The 17,289-nt window shown below is 62.7% G+C and carries 15 protein-coding genes; 14 read left to right on the plus strand and 1 reads right to left on the minus strand.

The features are described 5' to 3' along the window. Positions 1-255 precede the first annotated feature (255 nt). From flhA to KW568_RS08280, 14 genes are all read left to right on the plus strand, one after another. The gene (gene flhA, locus KW568_RS08215) at positions 256-2,385 is read left to right on the plus strand and encodes a flagellar biosynthesis protein FlhA (protein WP_003254410.1); all 2,130 of its coding nucleotides are present in this window, start codon (positions 256-258) and stop codon (positions 2,383-2,385) included. 11 nt (positions 2,386-2,396) lie between these two features. Then, positions 2,397-3,704, plus strand: a complete 1,308-nt coding sequence (gene flhF / locus KW568_RS08220; protein WP_003254409.1) for a flagellar biosynthesis protein FlhF — start codon at positions 2,397-2,399, stop codon at positions 3,702-3,704. Positions 3,705-3,797: 93 nt separating this feature from the next. Continuing rightward, positions 3,798-4,631, plus strand: coding sequence for a flagellar synthesis regulator FleN (gene fleN, locus KW568_RS08225; RefSeq protein WP_003254408.1), 834 nt, complete (start codon positions 3,798-3,800; stop codon positions 4,629-4,631). After that, a complete protein-coding gene (gene fliA, locus KW568_RS08230) occupies positions 4,628-5,368 on the plus strand; it encodes an RNA polymerase sigma factor FliA (protein WP_003254406.1) in 741 nt (246 codons plus the stop codon). Before fleN ends, fliA begins: the two co-directional genes overlap by 4 nt. A 107-nt stretch (positions 5,369-5,475) precedes the next feature. Next, positions 5,476-5,850 carry a chemotaxis response regulator CheY gene (locus tag KW568_RS08235; protein WP_010955070.1) on the plus strand — a complete coding sequence of 125 codons (375 nt, stop codon included), beginning with the start codon at positions 5,476-5,478 and terminating at the stop codon, positions 5,848-5,850. A gap of 21 nt (positions 5,851-5,871) precedes the next feature. Then, positions 5,872-6,660 carry a protein phosphatase CheZ gene (locus KW568_RS08240; RefSeq protein WP_003254403.1) on the plus strand — a complete coding sequence of 263 codons (789 nt, stop codon included), beginning with the start codon at positions 5,872-5,874 and terminating at the stop codon, positions 6,658-6,660. A gap of 12 nt (positions 6,661-6,672) precedes the next feature. Further along, positions 6,673-8,916: a chemotaxis protein CheA gene (locus KW568_RS08245; RefSeq protein ID WP_004577453.1), complete on the plus strand. Its 2,244-nt coding sequence runs from the start codon at positions 6,673-6,675 to the stop codon at positions 8,914-8,916. Positions 8,917-8,962: 46 nt separating this feature from the next. Further along, entirely contained in the window at positions 8,963-10,075 is a 1,113-nt protein-coding gene (locus tag KW568_RS08250; protein ID WP_003254400.1) for a chemotaxis response regulator protein-glutamate methylesterase, read from the plus strand. Next, on the plus strand, positions 10,075-10,815 hold the full coding sequence (locus KW568_RS08255; RefSeq protein ID WP_003254399.1) for a flagellar motor protein: 741 nt from the start codon (positions 10,075-10,077) through the stop codon (positions 10,813-10,815). Before KW568_RS08250 ends, KW568_RS08255 begins: the two co-directional genes overlap by 1 nt. A 3-nt stretch (positions 10,816-10,818) precedes the next feature. Beyond that, the gene (gene motD, locus KW568_RS08260) at positions 10,819-11,676 is read left to right on the plus strand and encodes a flagellar motor protein MotD (protein ID WP_003254397.1); all 858 of its coding nucleotides are present in this window, start codon (positions 10,819-10,821) and stop codon (positions 11,674-11,676) included. Positions 11,677-11,860: 184 nt separating this feature from the next. After that, the gene (locus tag KW568_RS08265; protein ID WP_003254396.1) at positions 11,861-12,649 is read left to right on the plus strand and encodes a ParA family protein; all 789 of its coding nucleotides are present in this window, start codon (positions 11,861-11,863) and stop codon (positions 12,647-12,649) included. Next, a complete protein-coding gene (locus KW568_RS08270) occupies positions 12,649-13,542 on the plus strand; it encodes a CheW domain-containing protein (RefSeq protein ID WP_003254394.1) in 894 nt (297 codons plus the stop codon). The genes KW568_RS08265 and KW568_RS08270 overlap by 1 nt, the downstream gene beginning before the upstream one ends. A gap of 41 nt (positions 13,543-13,583) precedes the next feature. After that, entirely contained in the window at positions 13,584-14,063 is a 480-nt protein-coding gene (locus tag KW568_RS08275; RefSeq protein WP_003254393.1) for a chemotaxis protein CheW, read from the plus strand. 1 nt (position 14,064) lies between these two features. Beyond that, positions 14,065-14,460: a DUF2802 domain-containing protein gene (locus tag KW568_RS08280; protein WP_003254391.1), complete on the plus strand. Its 396-nt coding sequence runs from the start codon at positions 14,065-14,067 to the stop codon at positions 14,458-14,460. A 113-nt stretch (positions 14,461-14,573) separates the two neighbouring features. On the opposite strand, the gene KW568_RS08285 is transcribed toward KW568_RS08280, so the two are convergent. After that, complete coding sequence (locus KW568_RS08285) at positions 14,574-17,285, minus strand: dermonecrotic toxin domain-containing protein (protein ID WP_004577454.1); 2,712 nt, start codon at positions 17,283-17,285, stop codon at positions 14,574-14,576. Between the last annotated feature and the right edge of the window lie 4 nt (positions 17,286-17,289).

The raw sequence follows: 17,289 nt of genomic DNA on the forward strand, positions 1-17,289 counted from the left end.
CCTGCTGGCCAATCTCCACCCGCCGTTCACCGTTGCCGCCGCTACCGTATTCGCGGGTAAACCCGCTCCTACACCTGATCGGGGATGGACACACATCGGTGATTGGGCGCAGGCCGTCGTGTAGGAACGGGTTCACCCGCGAAAGGGCCGGCACCGGCAACATAAATCTCCCTTCGAGCAAAGTTGGAAGGCTTCTTGCAGAGCCACGCCCAGGCGCCCCCTGGGCGTCAAAGTTTTGCATCAAGAGGACTCGCGGTGGATCGCACTCAGTTAATCAGCAACGCCCGCAACAACCTGGCCGGGCTCGGCCGGGGCAACCTGGGTGTGCCGCTGTTACTGCTGGTGATGTTGGCAATGATGATGTTGCCGATACCGCCGTTCCTGCTCGACGTGTTCTTCACCTTCAACATCGCCCTGTCGATCGTGGTGCTGCTGGTCTGTGTATACGCCTTGCGCCCGCTCGACTTTGCCGCGTTCCCCACCATCCTGCTGGTGGCCACGTTGTTGCGCCTGGCCCTGAACGTGGCGTCCACCCGTGTGGTCATGCTGCATGGCCAGGAGGGCCACGGCGCTGCCGGTAAAGTGATCCAGGCCTTTGGTGAGGTGGTGATCGGCGGTAACTACGTGGTCGGTGCCGTGGTGTTCGCCATCCTCATGATCATCAACTTCGTGGTGGTGACCAAGGGTGCCGGGCGTATCTCGGAAGTGAGTGCGCGTTTCACCCTCGACGCCATGCCTGGCAAGCAGATGGCCATCGACGCCGACCTCAATGCCGGCCTGATCGACCAGGCCCAGGCCAAGCACCGCCGTGCCGAGGTGGCGCAGGAGGCCGAGTTCTACGGTTCGATGGACGGTGCCAGCAAGTTCGTGCGCGGCGACGCCATCGCCGGCTTGCTGATCCTGTTCATCAACCTGATCGGTGGCATGCTCATCGGCATGCTGCAGCACAATATGTCGTTCAGCGAGGCCGGCAAGGTCTATGCCCTGCTGACCATTGGTGACGGTTTGGTGGCGCAATTGCCATCACTGCTGCTGTCCACCGCCGCCGCGATCATGGTCACCCGTGCCTCAGGCTCTGAAGACATGGGCAAGCTGATCAATCGGCAGATGTTCGATTCGCCCAAGGCGCTGGCGGTGTCGGCGGGGCTGATGATCGTCATGGGCCTGGTGCCGGGCATGCCGCACATTGCCTTCCTCAGCCTCGGCCTGATGGCGGCCGGCGGCGCCTACCTGGTGTGGAAGAAACAGCAACAGGCCAAGGTCAAAGCCCAGCAAGAGGCGCAGCGTCAGCAGGACCTGCTGCCCTCGCCACAGCGCGCGCTGGAAACCAAGGAGCTGGGTTGGGACGACGTCACCCCCATCGACATGATCGGCCTGGAGGTCGGCTATCGTCTGATCCCGCTGGTCGATCGCAACCAGGGCGGCCAGTTGCTGGCGCGGATCAAGGGCGTGCGCAAGAAGCTGTCGCAGGACCTGGGCTTCCTGATGCCCACCGTGCACATTCGTGACAACCTCGACCTGCAGCCCAGCGCCTATCGCCTGACCCTGATGGGGGTGATTCTGGCCGAGGCGGAGATCTACCCGGACCGCGAACTGGCAATCAACCCTGGGCAGGTGTTTGGCACCCTCAACGGTATTGCCGCGCGCGACCCGGCGTTTGGCCTGGAAGCGGTGTGGATCGACGTCGGCCAGCGCTCACAGGCGCAGTCGCTGGGTTACACCGTGGTCGATGCCAGCACCGTGGTGGCCACCCACCTCAACCAGATTCTGCAGAAGCACTGCCACGAGCTGATCGGCCACGAAGAGGTTCAGCAGTTGCTGCAGGTGCTGGCCAAGGCATCGCCTAAACTTGCAGAAGAGCTGGTGCCGGGTGTCATTTCCTTGTCGGGGCTGCTCAAGGTGCTGCAAGCCCTGTTGTCGGAACAGGTGCCAGTGCGCGATATTCGCAGTATTGCCGAGGCTATCGCGAACAACGCCGGCAAGAGTCAAGATACCGCCGCACTGGTGGCGGTGGTGCGCGTCGGATTGTGTCGCGCCATCGTGCAAAGCATTGTCGGCGTTGAGTCGGAGCTTCCAGTGATTACCCTGGAGCCAAGGTTGGAACAGATTTTGCTGAATAGTCTGCAAAGGGCCGGGCAGGGTCAGGAAGATGGTGTTCTTCTGGAGCCTAGCATGGCCGAGAAGCTGCAACGTTCGCTGATCGAGGCGGCCCAGCGCCAGGAAATGCAGGGTCAGCCGGCCATCCTGCTGGTCGCCGGCCCGATCCGCGCCATGTTGTCGCGTTTCGGTCGCCTGGCTGTACCGAATTTGCATGTTCTGGCGTATCAGGAAATACCGGACAACAAGCAAGTCACCATCGTTGCCACCGTGGGCCCTAACGGCTGAGGTAGGGGATAATGCAAGTTAAGCGATTTTTCGCCGCCGATATGCGTCAGGCCATGAAACTGGTCCGTGACGAGCTGGGCGCCGATGCCGCAATCATTGGCAACCGCCGCATTGCCGGTGGTGTCGAGCTGACGGCCGCGCTGGACTACAAGCTGTCCGCCCTGGCCCCGCGTGTGCCCAACGCCGAGCTGGAAGAAGAGCTGCGCAAGACCCACACGCGCATTGCCACTGCCCAGGCCGAGCTGGACCAGCGTCAGGACAGCAGCGACAACAACCGCCAATTGTTCGCCGGGCAATCTTTGACCGCTGCCGAACCGTTGATCGAGCCGCACGTCGATGCCCCTGAGGCCGCTGCCGTACCGGCTGCTGCGCCGGTTGACCCACGTCTGTTCGATGCCATGCGCTCGGAGCTGTCGGGCCTGCGCGAGCTGCTGGAAGTGCAACTCGGTTCGCTGGCCTGGAATCAGCTGCAGGGCAGCAAGCCGCAGCAGGCCAACCTTTGGCGCCGCCTGCAGCGCATCGGCCTGTCCGGGCCGATCGCCCGCGAGCTGCTGGACCTGACCGCCGAGATCGAGGAACCGCGCCAGGCCTGGCGCATGCTGCTGGCTCACTTGGCGCGGATGATCGAAGTACCTGAAATCGAGCCGATCGAAGAGGGCGGGGTGATCGCCATGGTCGGCCCGGCGGGCATGGGCAAGACCACCACCCTGGCCAAGCTGGCCGCGCGCTACGTGCTCAAGTACGGCGCGCAGAACCTGGCGCTGGTGAGCATGGACAGCTTCCGTATCGGCGCCCAGGAGCAGCTCAAGACCCTGGGCCGCATCCTCAACGTGCCGGTGACTTACGTCGACCCGGGCCAGTCGCTGGCAGCAGCGCTGGAGCCACTGCTGCGCAAGCGCGTGGTGCTGATCGATACTGCCGGCCTGCAAGCCAGCGACCCTGCGCTGCGCATGCAACTGGAAACCTTGGCCGGGCGTGGCATTGCCGCGAAGAACTACCTGGTGCTGGCCACCACCAGCCAGAAGCAGGTGCTGACCGCCGCCTACCACAGCTACAAGCGCTGTGGCCTGGCCGGCTGCATCCTGACCAAACTCGATGAAACGGCAAGCCTTGGCGATGTGCTGAGCCTTGCCATCAGTCATGAACTGCCAGTGGCCTATCTTACCGATGGCCCACGCATTCCTGACGACCTGCACCTGCCAAGGGGCCACCAGTTGGTCACGCGGGCGGTGAATGTGCAGCAGCAGGACGAGCCCAGCGAAGAGGCCATGGCCGACATGTTCGCTGATCTCTATCACAACCCACGGCGAGCGGGTTGACCATGAAGCGTGTGCAAAGTCGCTATGCCAAGGGGCACGCAGAATTGCCCTACGTGTGGCCTGAGTCCCAGCGAGACAAGGTAAAGAACAGACATGGGTAGCATGCATCCCGTACAGGTGATCGCCGTGACCGGTGGCAAAGGTGGCGTCGGCAAGACTAACGTTTCAGTGAACTTGTCCCTGGCGCTGGCCGAGCTTGGCCGCAGGGTCATGCTGCTGGACGCCGACCTGGGCCTGGCCAATGTCGACGTGTTGCTGGGCCTTACCCCCAAACGTACCCTCGCCGATGTGATTGAAGGGCGTTGCGAGCTGCGTGACGTGATGCTGCAGGGCCCCGGCGGTGTGCGCATCGTACCGGCAGCCTCGGGCACCCAGAGCATGGTGCATCTGGCCCCGGCCCAGCATGCCGGGCTGATCCAGGCGTTCAGCGAGATCGGCGACAACCTCGATGTGTTGGTGATCGATACCGCTGCGGGTATCGGTGACTCGGTGGTCAGCTTCGTTCGCGCCGCCCAGGAAGTGCTGCTGGTGGTGTGTGATGAACCTACCTCGATTACCGACGCCTACGCGTTGATCAAGCTGCTCAATCGCGACTATGGCATGAACCGTTTCCGTGTGTTGGCCAACATGGCGCAGAGCCCGCAGGAAGGGCGCAACCTGTTTGCCAAGCTGACCAAGGTCACCGACCGCTTCCTTGACGTTGCCCTGCAGTACGTGGGTGCCGTGCCGTACGATGAGTGCGTGCGCAAGGCGGTGCAGAAGCAGCGTGCCGTCTACGAAGCCTTCCCTCGCTCCAAGTGTGCGCTGGCCTTCAAGGCGATTGCCCAGAAGGTTGACAGCTGGCCGCTGCCGGCCAATCCGCGCGGCCATTTGGAGTTCTTTGTCGAGCGCTTGGTGCAACCCACCAGCGCGGGACCCGTACTATGAACGCCAGCGGCTTCAAGATGTACAGCCGGGCGGCAAAGGACGCCCAGTACGAGCTGATCGAACGCTACGCCCCGCTGGTCAAGCGCATCGCGTACCACCTGTTGGCGCGCTTGCCGGCCAATGTGCAAGTCGAGGACCTGATCCAGGCCGGCATGATCGGCCTGCTGGAAGTGGCCAACAAATACGACGCCAGCAAGGGCGCCAGCTTTGAGACCTACGCCGGCATCCGCATCCGCGGGGCCATGCTGGACGAAGTGCGCAAAGGCGATTGGGCACCGCGTTCGGTACACCGCAACACCCGTATGGTCAGTGATGCCATGCGTGCAGTTGAGGCCAGAACAGGCCGTGACGCTAAAGATCATGAAGTTGCTGCCGAACTCCAATTGAGTCTCGATGATTACTACGGGATCTTGAACGATACCCTGGGCAGCCGCCTGTTCAGCTTTGACGACCTGTTGCAGGACGGCGAGCACGAAGGGCTGCATGAGGATGGCGCCAGTGGCCAGGTCGAACCTGCGCGCGGCCTGGAGGAGGAGCGCTTCCAGGCTGCCCTGACCGAGGCCATCGCCAACCTGCCGGAGCGTGAGCGCCTGGTGCTGGCGCTGTACTACGACGAAGAGCTGAACCTCAAGGAAATCGGTGAGGTGCTGGGTGTCAGCGAGTCGCGGGTCAGCCAGTTGCACAGCCAATGTGCCGCGCGCCTGCGCAGCCGCCTGGGGGAATGGCGGGCGCGTTGAGCCCACTGTCGTTGCAGTCGTTTTCCACGTTGTACCGAATTGAATGAGTGCGTGCTCGGTAGGCCGAGCGCGTTTGAGACTGCTTGGAGGTCTAATTGGACAAGAACATGAAAATCCTCATCGTTGACGACTTTTCGACGATGCGGCGGATCATCAAGAACCTGTTGCGTGACCTGGGTTTCACCAACACCGACGAAGCCGATGACGGCACCACGGCGTTGCCGATGCTGGAAAACGGTCACTACGACTTCCTGGTGACCGACTGGAACATGCCGGGCATGTCCGGCATCGACCTGCTGCGTAAAGTGCGTGCCAGCGACAAGCTGAAAAGCATGCCGGTCTTGATGGTGACCGCTGAAGCCAAGCGCGACCAGATCATTGAAGCGGCACAGGCCGGCGTCAATGGTTACGTGGTCAAGCCGTTCACCGCTCAGGTGCTCAAAGAGAAGATCGAGAAGATCTTCGAACGCGTCAACGGCTGAGTCACGTCAGGGGGGCGCGTCATGGATTCATCACAAACGTCTTTGGGCGAGTTCGAGTCGACCCTGAAGAAGCATGCTCAGGAGTTGGTCGAAAGCCTGGAGCGGGGCCGTTTCGGCGAGGCGGTGCAGTTGATTCACGAACTGAACCAGACCCGCGACCGCGGCCTGTACCAGGAAGTCGGCAAGCTGACTCGCGAGCTGCACAGTGCCATCGTCAGTTTCCAGATCGACCCCACCATGCCGCAGGCAGAAGAGGTGTCGCAAATTACCGACGCCACCGAGCGCCTGTCGTATGTGGTCAAGCTGACCGAGGGCGCGGCCAACCGCACCATGGACCTGGTCGAGGAAAGCACACCGGTGCTCAATGAGCTGGCCAGCGAGGCCAAGGCCCTGAGCACCGACTGGCAGCGCTTCATGCGCCGCGAAGTGGCTGCGCCGGAATTCCGTGATCTGGTCAAGCGAGTCGACAGTTTCCTGACGCACAGCGCCGAGGGCAACCGCAAGGTTTCCGGGCACCTCAATGACATTTTGCTGGCCCAGGACTATCAGGACCTGACCGGCCAGGTGATCAAGCGCGTCACCGCACTGGTGACCGAGGTGGAAAGCAACCTGCTCAAGCTGGTGCTGATGGCCAGCCAGGTCGACCGCTTTGCCGGTATAAAACATGACCACGATCAATTGCGTGCAGAAAAAGATCGAGAAAAACATCCGACTCGGGGTGAAGGTCCGCAGATTCATGCCGATAAGCGTGAAGACGTCGTGTCCGGTCAGGACGATGTCGATGATCTGCTGTCCAGCCTTGGTTTTTAAGGAGCACGTTTGATGAGCTTCGGCGCCGATGAAGAAATCCTCCAGGATTTCCTGGTAGAAGCCGGCGAAATTCTTGAGCAATTGTCCGAGCAACTGGTCGAGCTGGAAAGCCGACCTGACGATGCCGACCTGCTCAATGCGATCTTTCGCGGTTTCCACACTGTAAAAGGGGGCGCCGGCTTCCTCCAGCTGAACGAGCTGGTGGAGTGCTGCCATATCGCCGAGAACGTGTTCGACGTCCTGCGCAAAGGTGAGCGCCGGGTCGATGCGGAACTGATGGATGTGGTGCTCGAGGCACTGGATACGGTCAACAGCATGTTTGGCCAGGTGCGTGAGCGTGCCGAAGTGACACCGGCCACCCCCGCACTGCTGGCAGCGTTGTCGCGCCTGGCCGAACCTGGCGCAGCCGAAACTGTTGCAGCGCCTGCACCGGCGCCGGTTGCCGACGTGTCGGTTGCCGCGCCGGCCGAGGCCGAGGAGCAACACCAGGACATCACTGACAGTGAATTCGAGCAGTTGCTCGATTCGCTCGATGCGATCAAGGCGCAAGCGGCGGCCGACGAGCAGATGCAGGGCGAGACTGTCAGCGGTGCGGGTGATGAAATCACCGACGCCGAGTTCGAATCGCTGCTCGACCAGTTGCACGGCAAGGGCCAGTTCAATGCCGAGGTTGCCGCGCCGCCGGTGGCCGTCAGCAGCGAAGCGGTCAGTGATGAGATCACCGACGCCGAATTCGAATCGCTGCTCGACCAGCTGCATGGCAAGGGCACCTTCCAGGCTGGCGCCTTGCCAGCCGCCCAGGCACCAGCGCCTGCCGCACCCGACAACAGTGCCGCCAGCGATGAAATCAGCGAGCACGAGTTCGAAGCCCTGCTGGACCAGTTGCACGGCAAGGGCAAGTTCGGTGGCGATGTTGCCGCTGTAGAGGCCCCGGCTGCTGTCCAGGCGCAAGCGCCGGCTGCCGCCAAGGCCGAAAGCCCGCCGGTGGCCAAGCCCGCTGCCGCGCCAGCGCCTTCGCTGGCCAGCAAACCTGCCGCGGCGCCTCGCGCGCCGGCCCCGGCCGCTGAAAAGCATGCCGCCAGCGAAGCGGAAACCACGGTACGCGTCGATACCGCGCGCCTGGACGAGATCATGAACATGGTCGGCGAACTGGTGCTGGTGCGTAACCGTCTGGTGCGCCTGGGCCTGAACAGCGGCGACGAGGCCATGTCCAAGGCCGTGTCCAACCTTGACGTGGTCACCGCCGACCTGCAGACCGCGGTGATGAAAACCCGTATGCAGCCGATCAAGAAAGTCTTCGGCCGCTTCCCGCGCCTGGTCCGCGACCTGGCGCGCCAGTTGAAGAAAGAGATCAATCTGGAGCTGGTCGGCGAAGAGACCGACCTTGACAAGAACCTCGTAGAAGCCTTGGCCGACCCGCTGGTGCACTTGGTGCGCAATGCGGTCGACCACGGTATCGAGATGCCCGACGAGCGTGAAACGTCTGGCAAAGCCCGTACCGGCCGCGTAGTGCTGTCGGCCGAACAGGAAGGCGACCACATCCTGCTGTCGATCTCGGACGACGGCAAGGGCATGGACCCGAACATCCTGCGTGCCAAGGCCGTGGAAAAGGGCCTGATGGACAAGGACGCCGCCGAGCGCCTGAGCGAGTCGGACTGCTACAACCTGATCTTCGCCCCTGGCTTCTCGACCAAGACCGAGATTTCCGATGTGTCCGGGCGTGGCGTGGGCATGGACGTGGTGAAAACCAAGATCTCCCAGCTCAACGGCTCGATCAACATTTTCTCGGCCAAGGGCCAAGGCTCCAAGATCGTCATCAAGGTGCCGCTGACCCTGGCGATCATGCCCACCCTGATGGTGATGTTGGGCAACCAGGCGTTCGCCTTCCCGCTGGTCAACGTCAACGAGATCTTCCACCTCGACCTGTCGCGCACCAACGTGGTCGACGGCCAGGAAGTGGTGATCGTGCGCGACAAGGCGCTGCCGCTGTTCTACCTCAAGCGCTGGCTGGTCCAGGGCCAGGTGCACGAAGAGCAGCACGAAGGCCACGTGGTGATTCTGTCGGTCGGCACCCAGCGCATCGGTTTTGTCGTTGACCAACTGGTGGGCCAGGAAGAAGTGGTCATCAAGCCGCTGGGCAAGATGCTGCAAGGCACCCCGGGCATGTCCGGGGCCACCATTACCGGCGACGGTCGCATCGCGTTGATTCTCGACGTCCCGAGCATGCTCAAGCGTTACGCCGCGCGGCGTATTTGATTTCGGTGGCGCGCCCTGGCGGGTTGCGCCGCCTAATGGAGTGTTTATGGCAGTCAAGGTCCTGGTGGTGGATGATTCTGGTTTCTTCCGCCGCCGTGTCTCGGAAATCCTCTCGGCGGATCCAACGATCCAGGTAGTGGGTACCGCGACCAACGGCAAGGAAGCAATCGACCAGGCGCTGGCGCTCAAGCCCGATGTGATCACCATGGACTACGAAATGCCCATGATGGATGGCATTACCGCCGTGCGGCACATCATGCAGCGCTGCCCGACGCCCGTATTGATGTTCTCGTCGCTGACCCATGAAGGCGCCCGCGTCACCCTCGACGCGCTGGATGCCGGCGCAGTGGACTACCTGCCGAAAAACTTCGAGGACATCTCGCGCAACCCTGACAAGGTCAAGCAGTTGCTGTGCGAGAAGGTGCACACCATTTCGCGCAGCAACCGCCGGATCGGCAGCTATGCCAGAACGGCGCCGGTCGCCGCGCCAGCGCCGGCCAGCACCTTCGCCAGCCAGGCGCAGACGCGCCCGGCAGCACCTGCCCGTGCTGCGGCCCCGACACCGGCGGCCTCGCAGTCGCCGGCACCCAAGCGCAAACCCTACAAACTGGTGGCCATCGGTACCTCCACGGGGGGGCCGGTGGCGCTGCAGCGGGTACTGACCCAGCTGCCGGCCAATTTCCCGGCGCCGATCGTGTTGATCCAGCACATGCCGGCGGCGTTCACCAAAGCGTTTGCCGAACGCCTGGACAAGCTGTGCCGCATCAGCGTCAAGGAAGCCGAAGACGGCGACATGCTGCGCCCGGGCCTGGCCCTGCTGGCCCCCGGTGGCAAGCAGATGATGATCGATGGCCGTGGCACAGTGAAGATCCTGCCCGGCGACGAGCGCCTGAACTACAAGCCGTGCGTGGACATCACCTTCGGTTCGGCGGCCAAGTCGTACGGCGACAAGGTGTTGTCGGTGGTGCTCACCGGCATGGGCGCCGATGGCCGCGAGGGCGCGCGCCTGCTCAAGCAGGGTGGCAGCACGGTGTGGGCCCAGGATGAAGCCAGCTGCGTGATTTATGGCATGCCCATGGCCATCGTCAAGGCCAACCTGGCGGATGCCGTGTACAGCCTGGATGAAATCGGCAAGCACCTGGTGGAGGCGTGCGTCTGATGGATGTCCTCAGCCTGATCGGTTTGATTCTGGCTTTCGTTGCCATCGTCGGTGGCAACTTCCTTGAAGGCGGTCATGTCGGTGCTCTGGTCAATGGCCCGGCGGCTCTGATCGTGCTGGGAGGCACCCTGGCGGCGGCGTTGTTGCAGTCGCCGCTGTCGTCGTTCAAGCGTGCCTTGCAGATTTTGCGTTGGATCCTGTTTCCGCCGCGGGTCGATCTGGCGGGCGGCATCGACCGTGTGGTGAACTGGAGCCTGACCGCTCGCAAAGAAGGCCTGCTGGGCCTGGAAGGGGTAGCGGACAGCGAGCCCGACCCCTATGCGCGCAAGGGCCTGCAACTGCTGGTGGATGGCGCCGAGCCGGAAGCGATCCGCAGCATCCTTGAGGTCGACTTCCTTACCCAGGAAGGCCGTGACATCCAGGCAGCCAAGGTATTCGAAAGCATGGGCGGCTATGCGCCGACCATCGGCATCATCGGGGCGGTCATGGGCCTTATCCATGTGATGGGCAATCTGGCCGACCCGTCGCAACTGGGCAATGGCATTGCCGTGGCCTTTGTCGCGACCATTTACGGTGTGGCCAGTGCCAACCTTGTGCTATTGCCGGTCGCCAGCAAGCTCAAGGCCATCGTCATGCGCCAGTCGCGCTACCGTGAAATGCTGCTCGAAGGCCTGCTGTCGATTGCCGAAGGTGAAAACCCGCGCTCGATCGAGCTGAAGCTGCAAGGCTTCATGGAGTAACCCATGCGTCGCCGTCGTCATACCGAGGAACACGAAAACCACGAGCGCTGGCTGGTGTCGTACGCCGACTTCATCACGTTGCTGTTCGCCTTCTTCGTGGTGATGTATTCCATTTCCTCGATCAACGAGGGTAAGTACAAGGTTATTTCCCAGGCTTTGCTAGGGGTATTCAACGACCCCGAGCGCAGCATGAAGCCGATCCCGATTGGCGATGAGCAGCCGCTGAGCGTTCGCCCGGCCCAACCGCTGGTCAAAGACAGCGAGCAGACCGAAGCGGGCCTGGCGGCGACCAATGTCGACCCGTTGAAAACCATCAGCGATGACGTGCGCGATGCCTTCGGCGACCTGATCAACAGCGACCAGATGACTGTGCGCGGCAACGAGCTGTGGGTGGAGATCGAGCTCAACTCATCGCTGCTGTTTGGCAGCGGTGATGCGATGCCCAGTGACAAGGCGTTTGCGATCATCGAGAAGGTGGCCAACATCCTCAAGCCGTTCGCCAACCCGGTGCACGTCGAAGGCTTCACCGACAACCTGCCGATCCGCACCGCGCAGTACCCCACCAACTGGGAGTTGTCCTCGGCGCGCGCGGCCAGCATCGTGCGCCTGCTGGCCATGGAGGGCGTCAACCCGGCACGCATGGCTTCGGTAGGCTACGGCGAGTACCAGCCGGTGGCCAGCAACGATACCGCCGAAGGGCGCGCACGCAACCGCCGGGTGGTGCTGGTGATTTCCCGTAACCTGGAAGTGCGCCGCAGCCTGACAGGCTCGGGCAGCGCCAATGCCACACCGGATGCCGCATTGCGCCGTGCTGGCACACAAAGTGCACCGGCAACACGAGCAACAGTGGCGGGGCAGTGATACGTCAATTCCCCGTCGCCGCTGTCCCCTGCAGGCGCGGGTTTACCCGCGAGCCGGGCGACGCGGTGTATGGCACCGGTTGCACCGGTGTTCGCGGGTAAACCCGCTCCTACATTGATTGCGCGAGCTTTCGAATTTTGAGCAAGGCAGTGTCCCTGCCAAATCAATAGATAGAGTTTGCTTGATGAGAGTCTGGGCAGTAGCCAATCAAAAAGGTGGTGTCGGCAAGACCACCACTACCATTGCCCTGGCCGGCCTGCTGGCCGAGGCCGGCAAGCGCGTGGTTGTCGTCGACCTCGACCCGCACGGCTCGATGACCAGCTACTTCGGGCACAACCCGGACGCCCTGGAGCACAGCTGCTACGACCTGTTCCTGCACAAGGGCACGGTGCCCGAAGGCTTGCCCGGGCAACTGCTGCTGCCCACCAGCGATGAGCGCATTTCGCTGCTGCCGTCGAGTACCGCCCTGGCGGTGCTGGAGCGCCAGTCGCCAGGGCAGAATGGCCTGGGCCTGGTAATCGCCAAGAGTCTGGCGCAGCTGTGGCAGGATTTCGACTATGCCCTGATCGACAGCCCACCCTTGCTGGGTGTGCTGATGGTCAATGCCCTGGCCGCCAGCCAGCAGCTTGTGATCCCGGTGCAAACCGAGTTCCTCGCCGTGAAGGGCCTGGAGCGCATGGTCGGCACCTTGGCCATGGTCAACCGTTCGCGCAAGCAGGCGCTGCCGTACCAGATCGTACCGACCCTGTTCGACCGTCGTACCCAGGCGTCGCTGGGCACCCTCAAGTTGCTGCGTGACACCTACGGGCAGCATGTGTGGCAGGGCTACATCCCGGTGGATACGCGCCTGCGTGATGCCAGTCGCAAGGGCGTCACGCCTTCGCAGTTCGACAGCAAGAGCCGTGGGTTGATCGCCTACCGGGCGCTGCTCAAGCACCTGCTCACCTACAAGACCGCAGTGCAGGTGGCCTGATGACTCAAACCCGGCAAACCAGCACCCGGCCCCAGATGGCCCTGCAATCGTACCTGGACGGCCTGCTGCAGGAGGCCACCGAGGCCGAAGACCTGAGCGAGCAGCCGGCAGTGGCGGATGAGTTCGCCGAGGCGGTGCGCGAGGAGCAGGCACGCGATGCCCGGCAGCCAGCCCGGCCTGAGCCCGCCGAAGCCGCCGCCAGCTTTGCCCCGCGGCCGTTCGCCGAACCCCGTCTGGCGGTGCTGACCAGCGTGATGCCAGTGGAAGCCCCGGTGGTGACGGTGGTCGAGCAGGAGGTCGTGGCCGAAGCCAGCATCCCGGTACTGGTCGAAGAACAAACCGTGGAACCGGCTGTGCCGCTGGTCGATGTGCATCTGCCGGCACCCAACCTGCCCGTACCCCCGGCCACTGTCGACGGTCGTCCGGTGTGGGCGGCCGAGCCGTTCGAATGCCTGCTGTTCGACGTTGCCGGCCTGACCCTGGCGGTGCCGTTGGTGTGCCTGGGCTCGATCTACACCCTGGCTGGCCAGGAGCTGACGCCACTGTTCGGCCAGCCCGACTGGTTCCTCGGCATCCTGACCTGCCAGGCCGGCAACCTGAAGGTGCTGGACACTGCGCGTTGGGTAATGCCCGACCGCTACCGCGATGATTTTCGCCAGGGCCTGCAATACGTGATTTCGGTGCAGGGCTACGAATGGGGGCTGGCGGTGCATCAGGTCAGCCGCTCGCTGCGCCTGGACCCGTCGGAGATCAAGTGGCGCAGCCAGCGTGGCCAGCGCCCGTGGCTGGCCGGCACCGTAATCGAACACATGTGCGCACTGCTCGACGTCGCCGCACTGGCCGAGCTGATCGCCAGCGGTGCGGTCAAGCAGATGCACGCCAAACAGAAATGACACAGAACATACCGCCAACGGCGGATTTTGAGGGTAGGGGAATGAAAAAGTCGTCTGCACAAGGTTCCGAAGATCCGATCCTGCAGTGGGTTACCTTCCGTCTGGACAACGAGTCCTACGGCATCAATGTGATGCAGGTGCAGGAAGTCCTGCGCTACACCGAGATTGCCCCGGTGCCGGGTGCGCCGAGCTACGTGCTGGGCATCATCAACTTGCGCGGTAACGTGGTGACGGTGATCGACACGCGTCAGCGTTTTGGCCTGATGCCGACCGAAGTGACCGACAACACCCGTATCGTCATCATCGAAGCCGACAAGCAAGTGGTCGGCATTCTGGTCGACAGCGTGGCCGAAGTGGTTTACCTGCGCCAGTCCGAAATCGAGACCGCGCCGAACGTGGGTAACGAAGAGTCGGCCAAGTTCATTCAGGGCGTGTGCAACAAGAATGGCGAACTGCTGATCCTGGTCGAACTGGACAAGATGATGACCGAGGAAGAGTGGTCCGAGCTGGAGAACATCTGAGTTGATCCTAGAGGTTGCTGTCATCTTCCTGGCGCTGGCCTGGGCGCTGAGCCTGTGGTTTTTCCTCAACTACAGCAAGCGCCAGCGCGAGCTGGCAGCGCAGCAGGCCGAGGGCGATGCGCTGCGTGACCAGCGCATCAAGGACTTGGCCAAGCGTCTGGATGACTACCAGAACGGCACTGTGCGCATGGGTGAGGCCATCCATGAGCTGCGTGCGACGGTGGCTACCCTGCCAGACCGGCTGGAGCGCCTCGAGCAGCGCGACCCCAGCAACGTTACCTTTAGCCAGGCGGCCAAGCTGGTGGGGATGGGGGCGAGTGTCGATGAGTTGACCCAGAGCTGCGGCCTGACCCAGGCCGAGGCGGAGTTGATGAGCAAGGTGCACCGGGCTCCTTGACGGGGGCTGGCAGGTAGCCTCGTTAGCAGGCTCGTCACCTGGGACATCGAGCGGCGCCCATGCGTCGCTCGATCTGAAGGGCGCCGCCAGGCCCGTTCAGTTCCCCATGCATTTCAGTTGCGAACCCAGGAGTGATTGCCGCCGACGCCGGCAAAACGGTTCAGGGGCAGCAATTGCTTCAGGGCAGCATTGGCCTGTGAGGCGTCGATGAATGGGTAGGTGTTGACGCGTGGCATGATGTGCAAGTTGATGATCTGGCGCAGGGTCCGCAGGCCGGGTAGATGGCGATCGACCATCTCGGTGAGCAGCGCCGGGCCGGTGAGGTAGCTGAGCTTGTTGGCATAGCGGTAGAAATTGCCAGGGTCCTGTTCCAGGCTCGGTCGGCTGTCGTAAAAGTCTGCATGGGTCTGGTAGCGTGCGAGCATTTCATCCGAGATCGCATCCAGCACCGGGTTGCCTGGGTGGCTACCTATGAGGCTGGTGTTGTACAGGCAATTCATGCTCATTTTTTCGTTGCACATCGGCGGTGGCAGCAGCAGCCCATCGGGCGGGGTGTGCAGCTCGACCTGGTCGATCGTTTCGCCCTTGCCGTCCGGCAGCAGGAAATCGTCTACGTCCATGTACAGCCCACCCTCATGGTGCAGCATTCGGTAGCGCAGCACATCCGTCGCCGACGCGTAATTGGTGGCGATACCACCGTTGCCATCCAGTGCTGCATCGTACTGTGCGTAATAGCGGCTCTGGCGGAAGGCCCGGAAGAAACCTTGCTCTTCAAGCGGCAATACCTGAAGCCTTGGCGCCCGGGCTGCCAATAGCCTTGCGTTCTGTTCGTAGGCGGTAGGCGAAGCCTTCGACAGAAACAGGCGCATGCTGTATTCACTGTCGCTCAGGCGCGCTGCGTTGGCGGCAAGGTTGGCCAGCAATGGCTCGCCAAGGACGTTGTTGCCGACCCAGAGGCTGGATATGAGTTTTGGGATAGGTGCGCTGTCCGGCGCCCGTGTCGGTATTTGCACCGGCAGGGGCAGGTCGACACCCAAGGCGCGCAAAGTGCGCGTGCGCATGGCGTCGGTTACCGGCCGAGGCATGTCGAGCGCCACCAGGTCACGGCTGCCGGGGACTGCCACGTAGGCTTGCGGATCGACCTCGTTGACGTCGTCCTTGAGGATGAACGCATTCCGCTCCATGTCATAGACCACCCGCGCGTTGTAGGTTTCGATGCTGCATTCCAGGTCGTCCAGTTCGCCATCGTAGTGGGGCAACCGTATCACCGCGCCGGCAACCTCCGGGTCGCCGTCATCAAGGGGTGCAATGGGCTCGTGGTTGTGGAAGTACTCCGCGCCTTCTGGCTCTGGAAGCCGCGGTGGGCTGGTCGGGCTCAACGGATAGCCGAGCTGCCCGTTGACCTCGCGCGGCATGACAAAACCATCGCTTTTGAACTCGAACAGGGCCTTGATGCCTGCTGTGCCCTCCGTTGCCAGCGGTACGGCGTTGAACAGCCCCCAGGCGATGTCGCCCACCCCATCCTGTTTGGCTTTCAGGCTGTGGCCGTTGATCACCTGATCCAGGCCCAGGCCCAACTGGGCAATGCCACCGAGCGCCAGCAGGGGCGCCAGCCCCGGCACCACCAGGCACAGTGGCGCTAGCAGGTTGAGCGTGTTGGTGAGGTAGCCACGCCATTTGGCTTTGGTAACCTGGCTATCGGTGGTGATGACAAAATCGGCATCGTCGTAGCTGCGCTGGCGCTGGCGCTCGGTCAGGGCTGCGAACATATCCCCGGTCAGTTTGGGGTTGTACTTGCCAGGTTTGTAGTTCACGTAGGTTCTGGGGGGCCAGACGCCATCATCGTTGAAATAACCATGTTCAGGTGGCAACCGGTGCCGGCCCGGATAGTCGCCAAGGCCCTCGAGCGCGGTGTCCAGGCCGCTGAAATCGAGGCCCTGAGGGCGGTCGGCAAGCCTGAAGTGTTGTTTGAGTGCCTCGCGTCGGGCGGGGTCCTTGCACTGATCGCCCACCCAGTCCTTGAGCAGGTTCTCGCTGGCGAATTCGAGCAAGGGCGAGCTGTTACCTGGCATGTACAGCAGGGTCAGATCGCTGTGGGGGGCATTGATGTACAGCAGGTCGGTGGCCGCATAGCCATAGATGCTCAGCGTGCTCACCCGTATCTTGAAACGCTGCGGCATCATGCCGGCGGCTTGCCATGCCAGCTCCCTGGCGGCATCGCTCAGGCGCCCCTGGCTGACCTGGGCGTTGCAGGCGGCGATGAAATTGAGCTTGCTGGCCAGGCGGTGACTGTCCTGATGCTCCTGCCAGTACGTGTCGAGCATGGCTTTGAACGGCCTGTGAAAATCCAGCGCTTCTATGAACCGCTGGAAAGCTTCAGCCGGTACCTGAACGTGGGTCGAGGCATCGTAACGGGCAGGGGACGATCGCTGGAACAGGCCGTTGTACACTTCGAAGGCTGCGCCCTGATGGCCAAAGCCCAGCGCTGGCAGGCGATCGACCAGCTTCAACGGCCCTTGGGGGAAGGTGCCTGCCCAAGGGTTGGCGAACAGCGCGCCGATGAGGTTGTTATCGGACTCCCCTTGCCAGTTGCCCAGCAGCGCCTGGGTCATGCTCTGGGTCTGCTGGATCGCTGCCACATACCCTTGGTCATCCGGCCGGTAGTGCAGGGTGACCACATCGACGCGATCGGGGTCGATATGCACACCTTGCCCGGCAAGCCACTGCCGGATCAAGCGATTGGCTTCGCGGTCCGGGCGTGGGATGTTGGCCAGATGGTCTACTACGAACTGCACGCCTTTGGCGTTGATTCTGCTGTCGATCATGACG

The organism is Pseudomonas sp. HD6515, from assembly GCF_024971855.1.
GTDB classification, from domain to species: domain Bacteria; phylum Pseudomonadota; class Gammaproteobacteria; order Pseudomonadales; family Pseudomonadaceae; genus Aquipseudomonas; species Aquipseudomonas alloputida.